This is a genomic window from Streptomyces sp. Rer75 (assembly GCF_013414305.1).
Lineage (GTDB): Bacteria > Actinomycetota > Actinomycetes > Streptomycetales > Streptomycetaceae > Streptomyces > Streptomyces himastatinicus.
The window spans coordinates 7,177,680-7,191,927 of the sequence record NZ_CP058693.1 but is presented as its reverse complement, the minus strand read 5'-3'; the positions used below and the strand labels follow the sequence as shown (position 1 = coordinate 7,191,927).

Annotated in this window: 12 protein-coding genes; 4 read left to right on the top strand and 8 right to left on the bottom strand. The window is 73.3% G+C overall.

Going from position 1 to position 14,248, the window contains the following annotated elements; all coding sequences use genetic code 11:
• Positions 1-53 precede the first annotated feature (53 nt).
• Positions 54-1,277 carry an AI-2E family transporter gene (locus HYQ63_RS30965; RefSeq protein ID WP_179937105.1) on the bottom strand — a complete coding sequence of 408 codons (1,224 nt, stop codon included), beginning with the start codon at positions 1,275-1,277 and terminating at the stop codon, positions 54-56.
• Between the two features lie 90 nt (positions 1,278-1,367).
• Positions 1,368-1,562, bottom strand: a complete 195-nt coding sequence (locus HYQ63_RS30960) for a DUF3046 domain-containing protein (RefSeq protein ID WP_123107059.1) — start codon at positions 1,560-1,562, stop codon at positions 1,368-1,370.
• 79 nt (positions 1,563-1,641) lie between these two features.
• On the opposite strand from HYQ63_RS30960, the gene HYQ63_RS30955 reads away from it, so the two are divergent.
• From HYQ63_RS30955 to HYQ63_RS30940, 4 genes are all read left to right on the top strand, one after another.
• Positions 1,642-2,598 carry a hypothetical protein gene (locus HYQ63_RS30955; RefSeq protein WP_179937104.1) on the top strand — a complete coding sequence of 319 codons (957 nt, stop codon included), beginning with the start codon at positions 1,642-1,644 and terminating at the stop codon, positions 2,596-2,598.
• Between the two features lie 63 nt (positions 2,599-2,661).
• Positions 2,662-7,365 (top strand): ATP-dependent helicase, encoded by a 4,704-nt coding sequence (locus HYQ63_RS30950; RefSeq protein WP_179937103.1) that lies wholly within the window; start codon positions 2,662-2,664, stop codon positions 7,363-7,365.
• A 9-nt stretch (positions 7,366-7,374) separates the two neighbouring features.
• Positions 7,375-8,184 carry an Fpg/Nei family DNA glycosylase gene (locus tag HYQ63_RS30945; protein ID WP_179937102.1) on the top strand — a complete coding sequence of 270 codons (810 nt, stop codon included), beginning with the start codon at positions 7,375-7,377 and terminating at the stop codon, positions 8,182-8,184.
• 36 nt (positions 8,185-8,220) lie between these two features.
• On the top strand, positions 8,221-9,009 hold the full coding sequence (locus HYQ63_RS30940; RefSeq protein ID WP_179937101.1) for an SDR family NAD(P)-dependent oxidoreductase: 789 nt from the start codon (positions 8,221-8,223) through the stop codon (positions 9,007-9,009).
• A 507-nt stretch (positions 9,010-9,516) separates the two neighbouring features.
• Here the strand turns inward: HYQ63_RS30940 and HYQ63_RS30935 are convergent.
• The 6 genes from HYQ63_RS30935 to HYQ63_RS30910 all read right to left on the bottom strand — a co-directional run bounded on the left by HYQ63_RS30935 (position 9,517) and on the right by HYQ63_RS30910 (position 14,240).
• Positions 9,517-9,996, bottom strand: a complete 480-nt coding sequence (locus HYQ63_RS30935; protein ID WP_179937100.1) for a Dps family protein — start codon at positions 9,994-9,996, stop codon at positions 9,517-9,519.
• Positions 9,997-10,141: 145 nt separating this feature from the next.
• Positions 10,142-10,525 carry a helix-turn-helix domain-containing protein gene (locus tag HYQ63_RS30930; RefSeq protein WP_123107066.1) on the bottom strand — a complete coding sequence of 128 codons (384 nt, stop codon included), beginning with the start codon at positions 10,523-10,525 and terminating at the stop codon, positions 10,142-10,144.
• A gap of 109 nt (positions 10,526-10,634) precedes the next feature.
• Positions 10,635-11,186, bottom strand: coding sequence for a CinA family protein (locus HYQ63_RS30925; protein WP_179937099.1), 552 nt, complete (start codon positions 11,184-11,186; stop codon positions 10,635-10,637).
• Positions 11,183-11,845, bottom strand: a complete 663-nt coding sequence (gene pgsA, locus HYQ63_RS30920; protein ID WP_179937098.1) for a CDP-diacylglycerol--glycerol-3-phosphate 3-phosphatidyltransferase — start codon at positions 11,843-11,845, stop codon at positions 11,183-11,185. Before pgsA ends, HYQ63_RS30925 begins: the two co-directional genes overlap by 4 nt.
• The gene (rimO, locus tag HYQ63_RS30915; protein WP_179937097.1) at positions 11,842-13,338 is read right to left on the bottom strand and encodes a 30S ribosomal protein S12 methylthiotransferase RimO; all 1,497 of its coding nucleotides are present in this window, start codon (positions 13,336-13,338) and stop codon (positions 11,842-11,844) included. Before rimO ends, pgsA begins: the two co-directional genes overlap by 4 nt.
• 68 nt (positions 13,339-13,406) lie before the next feature.
• Positions 13,407-14,240 (bottom strand): helix-turn-helix domain-containing protein, encoded by an 834-nt coding sequence (locus tag HYQ63_RS30910; protein ID WP_179937096.1) that lies wholly within the window; start codon positions 14,238-14,240, stop codon positions 13,407-13,409.
• Between the last annotated feature and the right edge of the window lie 8 nt (positions 14,241-14,248).

Here is a 14,248-nt window from a genome sequence, read left to right as displayed (position 1 = left end):
GCCTGTGGATAACCGGGCCGGGCCTCCATGAGAATGGATGTTCGAATTTTGTGTCAACTGCGCCGGGACAGCGCGTGTCGCATGCGCGCCAGCGCGGAGGCACCGCGCCGCCGCGTGCGCCCGTGCATCCGCGGATCGTCCGTCACGTCGTAGCGCTTGATGTACGCGCCGAGGAACGCCTGGAGCGTCGCGGTCGCCGGAATCGCGATCAGCGCCCCCACCGCGCCCAGCAGCGCCGTGCCCGCGATCACCGATCCGAAGGAGACGGCGGGGTGGATGTCCACGGTCCGCGACGTGATCCTCGGCTGGAGCAGGTAGTTCTCGAACTGCTGGTAGACCACGACGAAGACCAGCACCCAGATCGCGTACCAGGGGTTGACCGTGAAGGCGATCAGCATCGGCAGGGCGCCCGCCAGATAGGTGCCGATGGTCGGGATGAACTGCGAGATCAGCCCCACCCAGACGGCCAGCGCCGGGGCGTAGGGCACGCCCAGGCTCTCCAGCAGGATGTAGTGCGCGACACCGGAGATCAGCGCCATCAGCCCGCGCGAGTAGATGTAGCCGCCGGTCTTGGCGACCGCGATCTCCCAGGCCCGCAGCACCTCGGTCTGCCGGTTCGGCGGCAGGACGGAGCACAGCGCGCGGCGCAGCCGGGGGCCGTCGGCGGCGAAGTAGAAGGCGAACAGCGTCACCGTGAGGAGCCTGAACAGCCCGCCGAGCACCTGCGCGGAGACGTCCAGCACATTGTCGGCGCTGTTCTTCACATAGCTCTGTAGCCAGTCGGAGTGGAGCAGGCTGTCCTGGATCTCCAGCCGCGACAGCCGGGTGTGGAACGTGTCGTTGATCCAGCTGACCACCTGATCGAGGTACTTCGGGAAGTCCTCGACCATGGTCATGATCTGGTCGGCCAGCATCGAGCCGAGCAGGGTGAAGAAGCCCGCGGCGGTGATGAGGATGCCGATGAAGACAATTCCGGTGGCCAGGCCCCGGCGGACGCCGCGCGCGGCCATGCGGTCCACGGCCGGTTCGATCGCGAGTGCCAGGAAGAACGCGATCAGGACGTTCAGCAGCAGCCCGGTCAGCTGATCGAAGGCCCAGGTGGCAAGCCGGTAACAGGCCACCAGGGCAAGGGCGAGCACCATGGCGCGGGGCAGCCAGCGCGGCATGCGCGCGGACTGCGCCGGCGCGTCCTTGGGGGCCGGTGCGTCCTCAGGGGCCTGTGCGGAGGTCGGGACGCCGTCGGCGTCGGGGGAGAGGGTCTCTTCGGTCGGGGCCACCCGGCAAGTGTGGCGTACACCCGTCCGGAAAATCCGGCCACCCCGGGAGTGCGCTCCCTCTCACACGTCCCGGCCCCCGCCCGGTGCTCGTCAGCGCTTCTCGGGAGGGATCTCCATCGCGGTGCACACCCCGCGCCAGACGTCCTTGGCCTCCCACCCCGCGGCGAGCGCCTGGTGGACGGTCCGGCCGCCGAGCTGGGACATCACATGATCGCGCGCGAAGGAGTCGGCGTACGCCTCACCGAAGTGATCCGCCATCCGCTGCCAGAAGACCGTCAACCGCATGCGACCAGTATCGCGCTCCCGGGGTGCACCGGGGCGTGAGCCCCCTTCCGCAGGCGTTTCCCGCCCTACGGTCTGTCCCATGGATCGATCCGCAGCAGTCCCCTCCTCCCCGTCCGCGCCGCCCGCGCCCGCCTCGCCGCTCGCGCGCGCCGCGCGGTTCGTATGGCTGACCGCACGCGTGCTCGAGCAGCGCCGGTTCGCGTATCACTTCCAGGACGCCGACGCCGAGCCGGTCGAGACCGCGCTCGCCGCGTACCTGGGCGCCGACGGGGGCTACGGCCACGCCCTGGAGCCGGATCTGCGCGGCCCGGTGAGCCAGCCGCAGCACGTCGCGCACGCCCTGCGGGTGCTCGACGGGATCGGCCGCTGCGGCGGGCAGCGGGTGGAGCGGCTGTGCCGCTATCTGACCGCGATCTCCACCCGGGACGGCGCGCTGCCCGCATGCCACCCGTCGCTCCGCGACTACCCGGCCGCCCCCTGGATCCGGCCGTCGGACCATCCGCGCGGCGATCTGCTGACCACCGGGCCGGTGGTGGGGCTGCTGCACCGCAACGAGGTGTGGCACGCCTGGCTGTTCCGGGCCACCGACTTCTGCTGGGCGGCGGTGACGGCGCTGGAAGAGGGCGCCCCGGCGCGTCCGTACGAGGTGGCGGCGGCCGTCGCCTTCCTGGACGGCGCACCGGACCGGGCGCGCGCCGAGGAGGTGGCGGAGCGGCTGGGCCGCCGGGTGCGGGAGCGGCGGCTGGTGGTGCTGGACCCCGAGCGCGCCGAGGACGGCCCGCTGCCGCCCGGCCACGGCCCCGGTGAGCACAGCTTCGTGTACGACGTCGCCCGTGCGCCCGGCTCGCTGGCCCGCCGCTGGTTCACCGACGCCGAGGTGGAGCGCGCGCTGGACTTCCTGGCGGCCGCGCAGCGCGAGGACGGCGGCTGGCCGGCCCGGCGGCGTGCCTGGACCCCGGGGGCGGCGCTGGAGTGGCGGCCGGTGGTGACCGTGGAGGCGCTGCTCACGCTGCGCGCCTACGGGCGGGCGGTCTGAGGGAGTACGGCGCTGACCTGCGGAGACGGCCCGTTGTCGGTGGGGCGGTGCACGATGGGGGGCATGGCACGGTCGGCGCTGCACGCATTCTCCCCGGCCACCCGAGGGTGGTTCACGGGCGCCTTCACCGCGCCCACGGCCGCGCAGGAGGGGGCGTGGCGGGCGATCGGCGAGGGCTCGGACGTGCTGGTGGTCGCCCCGACCGGCTCCGGCAAGACGCTGGCGGCGTTCCTGGCGGCGCTGGACCGGCTGGCCGCCGAGCCGCCGCCCGCCGAGCCCCGCAAGCGCTGCCGGGTGCTGTACGTGTCGCCGCTGAAGGCGCTGGCGGTGGATGTGGAGCGCAATCTGCGCAGCCCGCTCACCGGCATCCGGCACGAGTCGGTGCGGCTCGGCCTGCCCGAGCCGGAGATCCGGGTGGGCATCCGCTCCGGCGACACCCCGGCCGCCGAGCGCCGCGCCCTGGCCACCCGCCCGCCGGACATCCTGATCACCACGCCCGAGTCGCTGTTCCTGATGCTCACCTCCGCCACCCGGGAGGCGCTGCGCGGGGTGGAGACGGTGATTCTGGACGAGGTGCACGCCGTCGCGGGGACGAAGCGCGGCGCGCATCTCGCGCTGTCCCTGGAGCGGCTGGACGAGCTGCTGGACCGGCCCGCCCGGCGGATCGGTCTGTCGGCGACGGTGCGCCCGGTGGACGAGGTGGCGCGTTTCCTGTCGCCGCGGCGCGCGGTGGAGATCGTCCAGCCGCCCTCGGGCAAGGAGTTCGACCTGTCGGTGGTCGTCCCCGTCGAGGACCTGGGAGAGCTGGGCGGCTCCCCGGCCCAGGACGGGCAGCCGGGCGAGAAGCCGTCGATCTGGCCGCATGTGGAGGAGCGGATCGCCGATCTCGTCCAGGCGCACCGGTCCACGATCGTCTTCGCCAACTCCCGCCGCCTGGCCGAGCGGCTGTGCAACCGGCTCAACGAGATCGCCTACGAGCGGGCCACCGGTGAGGCACTGCCCGAGGACCACTCCCCCGCCGAGCTGATGGCCGAGGCCGGTGCGGCCCGTGGTGCGCCCGCGCTGCTCGCCCGCGCGCACCACGGCTCGGTGTCCAAGGAGCAGCGAGCCGTGGTCGAGGAGGACTTGAAGGCGGGTCGGCTGCCCGCCGTCGTCGCCACCTCCAGTCTGGAGCTGGGCATCGACATGGGCGCGGTGGACCTGGTCGTCCAGGTCGAGTCGCCGCCCTCGGTGGCGTCCGGGCTCCAGCGGGTGGGCCGGGCCGGGCACCAGGTGGGCGCGGTCTCCACGGGTGTGGTGTTCCCCAAGTACCGCGGCGACCTGGTGCAGGCGGCGGTGGTCACCGAGCGGATGCGGGAGGGGGCCATCGAGTCGCTGCGGGTGCCCGCGAACCCGCTGGACGTGCTCGCCCAGCAGCTCATCGCCATAACGGCCATGGACAGCTGGGATGTGGAGGAGCTGCTGGCCCTGGTCCGCCGCGCCGCACCGTTCGCCTCGCTCCCGGAGTCGGCGTACACCTCGGTCCTCGACATGCTCGCGGGCCGCTATCCCTCCGACGCCTTCGCCGAGCTGCGGCCGCGCCTGGTGTGGGACCGGGTCGCAGGGACGGTCGCGGGGCGGCCGGGGGCGCAGCGGCTCGCGGTGACCTCCGGCGGCACCATCCCCGACCGCGGGCTGTTCGGCGTCTTCCTGGCGGGCGCGGACCCGAAGAAGGGCGGCGGCCGGGTCGGGGAGCTGGACGAGGAGATGGTGTACGAGTCGCGGGTGGGCGATGTGTTCACCCTGGGCACCACGTCCTGGCGGATCGAGGACATCACCCGTGACCGCGTCCTGGTCTCCCCCGCTCCCGGCGTCCCCGGCCGGCTCCCCTTCTGGAAGGGCGACCAGCTCGGCCGCCCGCTCGAACTGGGCCGGGCGCTGGGCGCGTTCCTGCGGGAGGTCGGCGCCCTCGTCCCGGAGAAGGCCCGGGAGCGTCTGCTGGCCGCCGGGCTCGACGCCTGGGCCGCCGACAACGTGATCGCGTACCTGGGCGAACAGCGCCAGTCCTGCGGCCATGTGCCGGACGACCGGACGATCGTGGTGGAGCGCTTCCGTGACGAGCTGGGCGACTGGCGCGTGGTGGTCCACTCCCCCTTCGGCGCGCAGGTCCACGCCCCCTGGGCGCTCGCGCTCGCGGCGCGGCTGTCCGAGCGGTACGGCATGGACGCCCAGGTGATGCACGCGGACGACGGCATCGTGCTGCGGCTGCCCGACGCGGACCTCATGGGCCTGGACCTGCTCGACACCGATCCGATGCGGCAGGGCACCGAGTACGACGGCGAGCAGTCCCCCATCGGCGCGGCCGATGTCGCCTTCGACCGGGGCGAGGTGTCCCAGATCGTCACCGACCAGGTCGGCAGTTCGGCCCTGTTCGCCTCCCGGTTCCGCGAATGCGCCGCCCGCGCCCTGCTGTTGCCCCGCCGCGATCCCGGCAAGCGCACCCCGCTGTGGCAGCAGCGCCAGCGTGCCGCCCAGCTCCTCCAGGTGGCGAGCGAGTTCGGTTCGTTCCCCATCGTGCTGGAAGCCGTCCGCGAATGCCTTCAGGACGTGTTCGACGTGCCCGGCCTCACCGAGCTGATGGGCGACATAGAGGCCCGGCGGGTGCGGCTGGTGGAGGTGACCACCCCGGAGCCGTCCCCCTTCGCCCGCTCGCTGCTCTTCGGCTACGTGGCGCAGTTCCTGTACGAGGGCGACTCGCCGCTGGCCGAGCGGCGCGCCGCGGCCCTCTCCCTCGACTCGCGGCTGCTGGCCGAGCTGCTGGGCCAGGCCGAGCTGCGCGAGCTGCTGGACGCCGACGTCCTGGACGAGCTTGAGCGCGAGTTGCAGTGGCTCACCGAGGACCGCCGGGTCAAGGACGCCGAGGGCGTCGCCGATCTGCTGCGGCTGCTCGGCCCGCTCACCGGCGCCGAGCTGGCCGGGCGCGGCGCCGACCCGGCGTGGGCGGAGGAGCTGGAGCGGACTCGGCGCGCGATCCGGGTCCGCATCGCGGGCGAGGAGCACTGGGCGGCCGTCGAGGACGCGGGGCGGCTGCGTGACGCACTGGGCACGGCCCTGCCGGTGGGCGTCCCCGAGGCGTTCACCGAGCCCGTGGGCGACCCGCTCGGCGATCTGCTGGCGCGCTATGCCCGCACCCACGGCCCGTTCACCTCCGCCGAGGCGGCCACCCGGCTGGGCCTGGGTACTGCCGTCACCGACAGCGCCCTCCAGCGCCTGGCCGCGAGCGGCCGCGTCGTCCAGGGCGAATTCCATCCGGCGGGCACGGCGCACGAGTGGTGCGACGCCACCGTGCTGCGCCGCCTGCGACGGCGCTCGCTGGCCGCGCTGCGCCAGGAGCTGGAGCCCGTACCGCCCTCGGCGCTCGCCGCCTTCCTCCCCCAGTGGCAGCATCTGGGCACCCACAGCCTGCGGGGCATCGACGGGCTGGTGCGCGCCATCGAGCAGCTCCAGGGCGCACCCGTCCCGGCGTCGGCCCTGGAGAAGCTGGTCCTGCCCTCCCGGGTCGGCGACTACAGCCCGACGATGCTGGACGAGCTGACCGCCGCCGGTGAGGTCGTCTGGGCCGGGGCGGGCGCGCTGCCCGGCAAGGACGGCTGGGTCAGCCTCCATCTCGCCGAGACCGCGCCGCTGCTCCTGCACACCCCGCACCCCTTCGAGGCGGGGCCGCTCCACCAGGCCGTGCTGGACGCGCTGGCCGGGGGCTTCGGGCTGTTCTTCCGGCAGATCGCCGATCAGGTCCGGGCCGCCGGTCACGAGTTCCAGGACGCCCAGCTCGCCGAGGCGATATGGGACCTGGCCTGGTCCGGTCGGCTCACCGGCGACACCCTGGCCCCGCTGCGCTCCCTGCTGGGCTCGGGCCGCACCGCGGGCGCCACCGCTCACCGCGCCAAGCGCACGGTCCCCCGGGGCCGGTACGGCACGCTGACGGGGCGCACCGGCCGCCCCACCGCCTCGCGCAGCGGGCCGCCGACCGTCGCCGGGCGCTGGTCGCTGCTGCCCGAGCGCGAGCCCGAGCCCACCCACCGGGCGCACGCCCTGGCGCGCACCCTGCTGGACCGGCACGGGGTGGTCACCCGCGGGGCGGTCGCCGCCGAGGGGGTCGAGGGCGGCTTCTCCGCCGCGTACCGGGTGCTGTCCGCCTTCGAGGAGACCGGCCAGGCGCGCCGCGGCTATGTGGTGGAGGGGCTGGGTGCCGCGCAGTTCGCGATGGACGGGGCGGTCGACCGGCTGCGCGCGGTCAGCACGGCGCGCGACCGGGCGGCGGGCGCGGCCTTCGGCGCCCAAGGCAGTTACGGCGGCCCGGGCCGTCCCGGCGGTCCGCCGGGGCAGTCGTCCGCGCGCACCACCGTCCTCGCCGCCGCCGACCCCGCCAACGCGTACGGCGCGGCCCTCCCCTGGCCCGATCCGCCCAAGGACGCGAACCACCGGCCGGGCCGCAAGGCGGGCGCGCTGGTGGCGCTGGTCGACGGGGAGCTGACCCTCTACATGGAGCGCGGCGGCAAGACCCTGCTCGCCTGGCCCGCGGGCGAGGCCGAGGCGGCGTCCCCGGAGGACGACGCCCGGCTGCGTACCGCGGTGGAGGCCCTGGCCCAGTCCGCCCGCGCGGGCGCCCTCGGCTCGGTGACCGTCGAGCGGGTCAACGGCGCCGCGGCGCTGTCCTCGCCGATCGGCCGCGTCCTGGAGGCCGCGGGCTTCCACGCGACCCCGCGCGGCCTGCGGCTGCGTCCCTGAGGGGGCGAGATGCCCGAGGGAGACACCGTCTGGCAGACGGCCCGGCTCCTGGACGACGCCCTGGCGGGCCCGCCGCTCACCGGCTGTGATCTGCGGGTGCCCCGGCTGGCGACCGTCGACCTCACCGGCCGCCGGGTCCTCGAGGTGGTCGCGCGCGGCAAGCACCTGCTCACCCGGGTGGAGGGCGGGCTGACCCTCCACTCCCATCTGCGGATGGACGGCGCGTGGCTGGTGTACGGCCACGGCGAGCGCTGGCGCGGCGGTCCGCACCACCAGATCCGTGCCGTCCTGGCCACGGCCGAGCGCACCGCCGTCGGCTACCGCCTCCCGGTCCTGGAGCTGCTGCGCACCGCGGACGAGGACCGTGCGGTGGGCCACCTCGGGCCCGATCTCCTCGGCCCGGACTGGGATCCGGACGAGGCGCTGGGGCGGCTGCTCGCCGACCCGTGCCGCCCGGTGGGCGAGGCGCTGCTGGACCAGCGCAACCTGGCCGGGATCGGCAATGTGTACAAGTGCGAGCTGTGCTTCGTGCTGCGGATCCCGCCCTGGCTGCCGATCGGCCGCGTGCCCTCCCCCGAGCGCCTGGTGGACCTCGCCAAGCGGCTCCTGGAGGCCAACCGGACGCGCCGGGCCCGGGTCACCACGGCGCACGCGCGCCCCGACCGCCGGCTGTGGGTGTACGGCCGCGCCGGGCGCCCCTGTCTGCGCTGCGGTACGCCGGTGCGCGCGGCGGACCAGGGCCGCGCGGGTCAGGAGCGTACGACCTTCTGGTGCCCGGTGTGCCAGCCGGAGCCGCCCGTCCCGGACCCGTCACGGTAATTGACGGGCCGTCAGATCCGGTCGTACGGTCGGCCCATGACCGTCACGGCGTACGACCTCACGGGCCGCACCGCACTGGTCACCGGCGCCGCGAGCGGCATCGGCCGCGCCACCGCCGTCCTGCTGGCGGCGGCCGGGGCGGTCGTGCACTGCGCCGATCTGGACGAGCAGGGCGCCCGGCGCACCGTGGAGCGCATCACCTCCGACGGCGGCAGCGCCCACGCCCACCCCCTCGACGTCACCGACCGCGCCCAGGTCGCGGCCGTCGTCTCCGCCGCCGCCACGGCGGCCGTCCGCGCCGGGGGCCATCTCGCCGTGATGGCGGCCATCGCCGGGATCATGCACCGCAGCACGGTCCTGGAGACCGCGGAGGACGATCTGGACCGGGTGCTGGCGGTCAACTTCAAGGGCGTGCTGTACGGCTGCCAGGAGGCGGCCCGCGCCATGATCGACCACGGTGCCGGCGGGTCCATCGTCACCATGGCATCCGGCGCGATCGACTCCGGCACCCCCGGGCTGCTGTGCTACGGCGTCGCCAAGGCCGCCGTGGTCCAGCTGACCCGGACCCTCGCCGCCGAGGTGGGACCGCACGGCGTCCGCGTCAACGCGGTCGCCCCCGGCTGGGTCCGTACGCCCATGACGCGGCGCGGCACCGCTGAGGAGCAGCGGCGCGCCGAGGCGCCCATGGTCCGCCACGCCCCGCTGGGTCGGGTGGGCGAGCCGGAGGACGTCGCCCATGCGGTGCTGCACCTGGCGTCGGACGCCTCCGCGTTCACGACCGGCCAGATTCTGCGCCCGAATGGCGGAGTCGCGATGCCCTGGTGAGCCGCTCGCGCACGCCTCCGCGCCGGGGCGAGGGACCGCAGTGCACGGGTAGCAGGCTCAGCCCCCACCCGCCGACGGCGAACGCTCCCTCGACCGGTCCGGTCCCGGTCGGCTGCACCGCCAGCCGGAGCACGGACCACCACCACAGACCGCCGAGAACGAGCGCGATCACCCATCGAACCGGCCTTCGGCGCAGGGTGCCGGCCCCTCCCACGGCTGCCATGCTGCCTCCTTCGGGCGACGCTAGCGGGCGACGCTAGACGTCTGTTCGCACGCGGCGGGAGGGCGCACAGGAGGCCCGTCAGCGCGTGTCGGACCCCCGCGCTCCCTCAGTGTGCCCAGCCGCACCGCGGGGCGCACCCAGAGCGGGGCACACCCGTGGCGGGCCCATGAGCCGACGTCCGTCAGCTCGCAGACTGTGCGGCCATCGCCGGGGCCGGGGGGCCGTGCCCCGGCGATGACCACACAGGGTGCGAGCGGAAGTACCGCCCTTGCCTGTCTCGTCGCTCAGTGTCCGTTGACGTTCTCCGCCTGGAACATCCAGTGGTGCTTCTCCAGGTCCCGGGTGAGCCCGATGAGAATGTCCTGGGTCACCGGATCCGGCTCGTCCGTCGCGGCGATGCGCTCGCGCATGCGCGAGATCACGGATCCGAGTGCGTCCACGAGCGTCCTCACGGCGTCCGTGTCCTGGGTCCAGCCCTCCTTGACGTTGCCGATGACGCTCTGCTTGGCCACCGTCTCGGCCCGTCCGTCCGGCGCTATCCCGAGTGCCGAGGCGCGCTCCGCGACCGTGTCGGCGTGCGTCCTGGCCGTCGACACCACATCGTCGAGCTGGAAGTGAACCGTGCGGAAACGCGGTCCGATGACCGTCCAGTGGATCTGCTTGCCCACCAGGGCGAGGTCGACGAGGTCGACGAGGGCGCCTTGCAGAGCGTCGCTGACGACCTTGAGGTTCTCCTCGGCGAGCGGGCTCTTGACCACAGACATCCACTTCCTCCTGTTCGACCGTTTGGCCCCCCTTGATTACCTCTCACCAGTCAGGTGACCGGAAAGGCGCCGGTCAAACATCGAGCCCCGGCCGGTATCGCTACCGGCCGGGGCTCGAAGAGCTTCCGCGCTGACGTGGGGGCCGTCAGGCCGCCACGACGTCCACAGCCTCCTTGGGCGGCTTGATGGTCACCCGCTCGTCCGGGACGCCCGTCACAGAGGTGACGGACACCGAATTGAGCATGGGCCGCATCGGTGCGGGCACCTTCTCGCTCGCCGTGGCCGACTCCGCCAGCTCCGCGAGCGACAGCTCGTCGCTGACCTCGCGCATGACCTGTGACATCCGTACGTCCAGGGCGTCGCAGATCGCCGACAGCAGCTCGGACGAGGCTTCCTTCTGCCCGCGCTCGACCTCTGACAGATAGCCGAGCGACACCCGGGCGGAGGAGGAAACCTCGCGCAGAGTACGGCCCTGGCGCTGGCGCTGCCGGCGCAGCACGTCACCCAGCAGGCGACGGAGCAGAATCATCGCTGGCTCCCTCCTCGGACCTCGGATCCGGATCCTTCTCGCCCCACCGTACCGCCTCTGGCTGTGCCCGTGCGGGGAGCGATGTCGTGTTCACTCAGGGCTGCAAACATCAAAATTCGTCGTGTTGTTCCGTATCCTGTGCCCCCGCTGTCGCGATCAATTCGCTGAACAGCAGCTTGACCGCGGCGCGGACACTCTCTGCGCGGATTCCGGCCCGGTCCCCCTCCAGCCGCAGCGCCGCGGCCGCGGGCTTGTTCGAGGGCCCGGCGACGGCCACGTGGACGGTGCCCACGGGCTTTCCGTCCTGCGGTGTGGGACCCGCCACACCGGTGGTCGCCACGCCCCAGTCGGCGCCCAGCGCGCGCCGTACGCCCCCCGCCATCTGCCGGGCGACCTCCGCGTCCACCGCCCCGCGCTCGGCCAGCAGCGCGCCGTCCACGCCCAGCAGCTCACGCTTGAGGTCGGTGGCGTACGCGGTCACCGAGCCGCGGAAGGCGTGGGAGGCCCCGTCCACGGCGGTCAGCTCGGCGGCCACCAGGCCGCCGGTCAGGGACTCGGCGACGGCCACGGTCTGCCCGCGCCGCCGCAGCAGCGCCAGGACCTCGGCCGCGCTCGCCTCGGCGGCACCGTCTCGCGCCGCCGCCGTCTCGTCGCCGCTCATCGGGCCGGTTCCTGCCCGGGCTCCTCCCCCGCACCGGTTCTCTCCGCCGCGCGGCCCGCCCGGCGCAGCACCAGGGCCTGCCGTACGTAGTCGAGACCGGTGAGGACGGTCAGGGCGACGGCCACGGCCATCACCCAGAACCGCAGCGTGGCCAGCGGCCCGGTGAGCAGGAGGATGTACATCCCCACGGCCACGCCCTGGGCGAGGGTCTTCATCTTCCCGCCGCGACTGGCCGGGATGACCCCGATCCGGATCACCCAGAACCGCATCAGGGTGATCCCCAGCTCACGGAAGATGATCACACCCGTCACCCACCACGGCAGATCGCCGAGGGCCGAAAGACAGATCAGCGCCGCCCCCATGATCGCCTTGTCCGCGATGGGGTCCGCGATCTTGCCGAAGTCGGTGACCAGGTTGTACCGGCGGGCCAGATGCCCGTCGAACAGGTCGGTGATCATGGCGATGGCGAAGGCGGCCCAGGCATAGGCGCGCCAGGCCGGGTCGTAGCCGCCGTTGTGGAGCATCAACAAAACGAACCCGGGCACCAGGACCAAGCGCGCCATGGTGAGGATGTTGGCGATGTTCCACAATCCGGCGGGCCGGGCGGCCGCAGCGGCCCGGTGGTGGCTCCCCGCGGCGGAGGCCGGGACGCCTGTCATCTGTCCGCCTCCTCCGTACATGCGCCGCCGTCCGCCTGCTCCAGCGGTTCCAGCGGCTCCGCGACGAGGTCCACTCCCTCCGCCGCGATCACCTTCGCTTCGACCATACGTCCCGCGGCGGGCCGCGCCGAGGTGCGGAGCAGGGTCTGCCCGTCGGTCTCCGGCGCCTGGTGGGCGGCCCGGCCCAGTACGGCACCGGTGTCGTCGATCTCGTCCACCAGCACCGTGACGGTCTCGCCGAGCCGCTCGTCCGCCCGCTGGGCGGTCAGCTCCTCCGCGAGCCGCGAGATGTGCTCCAGCCGGTCGGCGACCTCGTCCGGGTCGACCTTGTCCTCGTAGCCCGCGGCCTCGGTGCCGTCCTCGTCCGAGTACCCGAAGACGCCGATCGCGTCGAGCCGCGCCTCGCTGATGAAACGCTCCAGCTCGGCCAGGTCGTCCTCGGTCTCGCCCGGGAATCCGACGATGAAGTTCGAGCGGGCGCCTGCCTGCGGCGCCTTGCCTCTGATCGTTTCCAGCAGTTCCAGGAAGCGGTCGGTGTCGCCGAAGCGGCGCATCCGGCGCAGCACCCCGGGCGCGGAGTGCTGGAAGGACAGGTCGAAGTACGGGGCGACCTTCTCGGTGGAGGTCAGCACGTCGATCAGCCCGGGCCGCATCTCGGCGGGCTGGAGGTAGCTGACCCGGATCCGCTCGATCCCGTCCACCGCGGCCAGCTCGGGCAGCAGCGTCTCCAGCAGCCGGATGTCGCCCAGGTCCTTGCCGTAGGAGGTGTTGTTCTCGGAGACCAGCATGATCTCCTTCACCCCCTGCTCGGCCAGCCACCGGGTCTCGCCCAGCACATCGGAGGGACGGCGGGAGATGAACGAGCCGCGGAAGGACGGGATGGCGCAGAAGGAGCACCGCCGGTCGCACCCGGAGGCGAGCTTCACGGAGGCGACGGGGCTGTTCCCGAGTCTGCGGCGCAGCGGGGCGCGCGGACCGGAGGCGGGGGCGACACCGGCGGGCAGGTCCTCGGGCGGGGTGTCCTGGGCGTGGCCGGGCAGCGCCACGGAGGAGGTGTCCTGGCGCTCGGCGGGGCTGATCGGCAGCAGCTTGCGCCGGTCACGCGGGGTGTGGGAGGCGTGGATGCCGCCGGAGAGGATGGTCTGAAGCCGGCCGGAGATGTCGGCGTAGTCGTCGAATCCGAGCACCCCGTCGGCCTCGGGCAGCGCCTCGGCCAGGTCCTTGCCGTACCGCTCGGCCATGCAGCCGACGGCCACGACCGCCTGGGTGCGGCCGTGGTCCTTCAGATCGTTCGCCTCCAGCAGGGCGTCGACCGAGTCCTTCTTGGCGGCCTCGACGAAGCCGCAGGTGTTGACGACGGCGACGTCGGCGTCGGCGGCTTGCTCGACGAGCTCCCAACCGTCGTCCGCCAAGCGGCCTGCGAGCTCCTCCGAGTCCACCTCGTTACGGGCGCAGCCAAGAGTGACAAGGGCGACAGTGCGGCGTTCGGGCATGGGCTCAGACTACTTTGTCGCAGCCCCGCCCTCCGCTGCCAGGTCTCCCACCCCGCCCGCCGGGCTGGTCAGCCCGCTTCGGGATCGCCCTTGGTGTAGCTCAGACGCTGAACCGAGCCGCTGTCGCTCAGGTTCTTGACTTCCTTGCCGTTCACGAAGAGCTTGATCGCCCCGGCGTTGCCCAGCACCAGGTCGATGCGCTTGCTGTCGCTGAAGGTCTTGGACTGGCCCTTCCGCAGCACGCCCTCTTCCATCAGCCGCCCGTTGTGGTCCTGGGCGGAGATCCAGCTCTGTCCGTCCTCCGCGGTCAGCTTGACGGTGACCTTGTCCGCGGGGACGCCCGCGATGGCGCTCTCGGACGGCTCGGGCTTCCGCTCGCCGGACTTGCTGGGACTGGCGCTGGGGCTCGTGGAGGTGGACGCGGTCGGCTTGGCCGAGCGGGTCTCCTCGGCGACCGAGGAGCCGTCGTTCTTGTCGCCGCCACTGAAAAGCGTGAAGCCGACGAATCCGACGACGGCGACGATCGCGGCGACCATCGCGGCCGTCCAGTTCGGGCGGCGCGGTTCGGGACGGATGCGCTCGGCATCGAACAGCGGCGCCGCCGGGGTCGGCTCGGGCCGGCCGCCGCGCTCGGCGTCGAATTGGTTGATCAAGGTCTCAGGGTCGAGCCGGACGGCGCGCGCGAGCACACGAATGTGCCCCCGGGCGTACACGTCCCCGCCGCAGCGGGAGAAGTCGTCCTGCTCGATCCCCTGCACTATGGGCACGCGCACCCGGGTGACGGAACTGACCTCGTCGACGGTCAGCCCCGCGGCGATGCGGGCCTGCTGGAGGGCGCGACCGACGGAAGGCCGGTCTTCTTCGGGGGAGTTGCCGTCTTCGAGATCGTTGCCGATGGACACGGGGGCGC

Excerpts from the sequence above, each read along its gene's own strand:
- HYQ63_RS30935 (WP_179937100.1), bottom strand. The coding sequence starts at position 9,996 with ATGTCTGTGGTCAAGAGCCCGCTCGCCGAGGAGAACCTCAAGGTCGTC.
- HYQ63_RS30960 (WP_123107059.1), bottom strand. The coding sequence starts at position 1,562 with ATGCGGTTGACGGTCTTCTGGCAGCGGATGGCGGATCACTTCGGTGAG.
- HYQ63_RS30930 (WP_123107066.1), bottom strand. The coding sequence starts at position 10,525 with ATGATTCTGCTCCGTCGCCTGCTGGGTGACGTGCTGCGCCGGCAGCGC.
- HYQ63_RS30940 (WP_179937101.1), top strand. The coding sequence starts at position 8,221 with ATGACCGTCACGGCGTACGACCTCACGGGCCGCACCGCACTGGTCACC.
- HYQ63_RS30950 (WP_179937103.1), top strand. The coding sequence starts at position 2,662 with ATGGCACGGTCGGCGCTGCACGCATTCTCCCCGGCCACCCGAGGGTGG.
- HYQ63_RS30955 (WP_179937104.1), top strand. The coding sequence starts at position 1,642 with ATGGATCGATCCGCAGCAGTCCCCTCCTCCCCGTCCGCGCCGCCCGCG.
- pgsA (WP_179937098.1), bottom strand. The coding sequence starts at position 11,845 with ATGACAGGCGTCCCGGCCTCCGCCGCGGGGAGCCACCACCGGGCCGCT.
- HYQ63_RS30925 (WP_179937099.1), bottom strand. The coding sequence starts at position 11,186 with ATGAGCGGCGACGAGACGGCGGCGGCGCGAGACGGTGCCGCCGAGGCG.
- rimO (WP_179937097.1), bottom strand. The coding sequence starts at position 13,338 with ATGCCCGAACGCCGCACTGTCGCCCTTGTCACTCTTGGCTGCGCCCGT.
- HYQ63_RS30945 (WP_179937102.1), top strand. The coding sequence starts at position 7,375 with ATGCCCGAGGGAGACACCGTCTGGCAGACGGCCCGGCTCCTGGACGAC.